This window comes from Streptomyces sp. NPDC053431 (assembly GCF_044544925.1).
In the GTDB taxonomy this organism is placed as follows: domain Bacteria; phylum Actinomycetota; class Actinomycetes; order Streptomycetales; family Streptomycetaceae; genus Streptomyces.
The window spans coordinates 1-2,524 of sequence record NZ_JBITXX010000068.1 but is presented as its reverse complement, the minus strand read 5'-3'; the positions used below and the strand labels follow the sequence as shown (position 1 = coordinate 2,524).

The following is a 2,524-nucleotide window of genomic DNA, read 5'->3' as shown; positions in this document are numbered from 1 at the left end:
CCATCGTGCTCGCCACCGTCCGAGGCGACGTCCACGACATCGGCAAGAACCTCGTCGACATCATCCTCTCCAACAACGGCTACAACGTCGTCAACATCGGGATCAAGCAGCCGGTGTCGGCGATCCTGGAGGCGGCCGAGCAGCACTCCGCCGACGTGATCGGCATGTCCGGTCTGCTGGTGAAGTCGACCGTGATCATGAAGGAGAACCTGGAGGAGCTGAACGGCCGGGGTCTGGCCGCCAAGTACCCGGTGATCCTCGGCGGTGCGGCCCTGACCAGGGCGTATGTCGAGCAGGACCTGCACGAGATCTACCAGGGTGAGGTCCGCTACGCGCGCGACGCCTTCGAGGGTCTGCGGCTGATGGACGCGCTGATGGCGGTGAAGCGGGGGGTGCCGGGCGCGACGTTGCCGGAGCTGAAGCAGCGCCGGGTGCCGAAGCGGGAAACGCCGTTGGTGGAGGCGGTGCGTGAGCCGGAGCCGGCGGGCCGTTCGGACGTCGCCGTGGACAACCCCGTACCCGAGCCGCCCTTCCTCGGGACGCGGGTGGTCAAGGGCATCCAGCTGGCCGAGTACGCGAGCTGGTTGGACGAGGCTGCGCTGTTCAAGGGTCAGTGGGGCCTGAAGGACAAGGACACCATCGAGACGGAAGCCCGCCCCCGCCTCCGCGGCTGGCTGGACCGCCTCCAGACCGACCGCCTCCTGGAAGCCGCGGTCGTCTACGGCTACTTCCCCTGCGTCTCCAAGGGCGACGACCTGATCGTCCTGGACGAGAACGGAGGCGAGCGGACCCGCTTCACCTTCCCCCGCCAGCAGCGGGGCCGCCGCCTCTGCCTCGCCGACTACTTCCGCCCGGAGGAGTCCGGAGAGACCGATGTCCTGGCTCTCCAGATGGTCACCGTCGGCTCGAAGATCGGCGAGGCCACGGGCAAGCTCTTCGAGTCGGACTCCTACCGCGATTACCTCGAACTGCACGGTCTGTCGGTGCAGTTGGCGGAGGCGCTGGCCGAGTACTGGCACGGACGGGTGCGCGCGGAGTGGGGTATCGGAGGCTCCGACCCCGCCGGCATCGAGGGGATGCTGCGCACCGAGTACCAGGGCTGCCGCTACTCCCTCGGCTACCCGGCCTGCCCCGACCTGGAGGACCGCACCAAGATCGCGGCCCTGCTGCGGCCCGAACGGATCGGCGTCGAGCTGTCCGAGGAGTACCAGCTGCACCCCGAGCAGTCCACGGACGCCTTCGTCGTCCACCACCCCGAAGCGACCTACTTCAACGCGGGAGGACGCCGATGAGCACCGTGCGCGAGGTCCTCGCGAGCGGAACCCGTTCCTTCTCCTTCGAGTTCTTCCCCCCGAAGACGGAGGCGGGCACCCACACGCTGTGGAACGCCATCCGCCGGATCGAGCAGTTGTCGCCGACGTTCGTCTCCGTCACGTACGGCGCGGGCGGCTCCTCCCGGGACCGTACGGTCGAGGTGACCAAGCGGATCGCGACGGAGACGACGCTGCGGCCCGTCGCCCACCTCACCGCCGTCGGCCACTCGGTCGCCGAACTGCGCCACATCGTCGGCCAGTACGCCGACGCGGGCGTGCGGGACGTCCTCGCCCTGCGGGGCGACCCGCCGGGCGACCCGAACGCGCCCTGGATCCCGCATCCCGAGGGCTTCACCCACGCCCATGAACTCGTGTCCCTGGTGAGAGAACTGGGCGACTTCGGCATCGGTGTCGCCGCGTTCCCCGAGCAGCATCCGCGGTCGCGCGACTGGGAGAGCGACATCCGGCACTTCGTCGCCAAGTGCAAGGCGGGGGCCGACTACGCGATCACGCAGATGTTCTTCGACCCGGAGGACTACCTGCGGCTGCGCGACCGGGTCGACGTGGCCGGCTGCGACACCCCGATCATCCCGGAGATCATGCCGGCCACCGACGTCCGCCAGATCAGCCGCTTCGCCGAACTCAGCGGCGCGAGCTTTCCGGAGGACCTGGCCCACCGCCTGGAAGCCGCGCGTGACGACCCGGCCGCCGGCCACCGCATCGGCGTCGACCACGCCACGCGCATGGCCGAGCGCCTCCTGGCCGAGGGCGCGCCCGGCCTGCACTACATCACGCTGAACAAGTCCCTCGCGACGCTTGAGATCCACCAGAACATCCAGTCCACCTACGCCACGCCCGGCACCGACAGCACTAGGAGCTTTGCACGTGTCTGAGTTCACCGATTTCAAGGTCGCCGACATCGGCCTGGCGGAGTTCGGCCGCAAGGAGATCACCCTCGCCGAACACGAGATGCCCGGCCTCATGGCCATCCGCCGCGAATACGCCCAGGCCCAGCCCCTGGCCGGCGCCCGGATCACCGGCTCCCTCCACATGACCGTGCAGACCGCCGTCCTCATCGAAACCCTCGTCGCCCTCGGCGCGAAAGTCCGCTGGGTTTCCTGCAACATCTACTCCACCCAGGACCACGCCGCCGCCGCCATCGCCGCCGCCGGCATCCCCGTCTTCGCCTGGAAGGGCGAAACCCTCGACGA

3 protein-coding genes are annotated in these 2,524 nt (G+C 69.1%); all 3 read left to right on the top strand.

From position 1 onward, the window contains the following. A partial coding sequence (locus ACIGXE_RS37640) for a vitamin B12 dependent-methionine synthase activation domain-containing protein (RefSeq protein WP_399754671.1) occupies positions 1-1,292 on the top strand: 1,292 nt, incomplete at its 5' end. Beyond that, positions 1,289-2,206, top strand: coding sequence for a methylenetetrahydrofolate reductase [NAD(P)H] (gene metF / locus ACIGXE_RS37635; protein ID WP_399754670.1), 918 nt, complete (start codon positions 1,289-1,291; stop codon positions 2,204-2,206). The genes ACIGXE_RS37640 and metF, both read left to right, overlap by 4 nt. Continuing rightward, the coding region (locus tag ACIGXE_RS37630; RefSeq protein ID WP_399754668.1) for an adenosylhomocysteinase at positions 2,199-2,524 on the top strand (326 nt) is incomplete at its 3' end. The genes metF and ACIGXE_RS37630, both read left to right, overlap by 8 nt.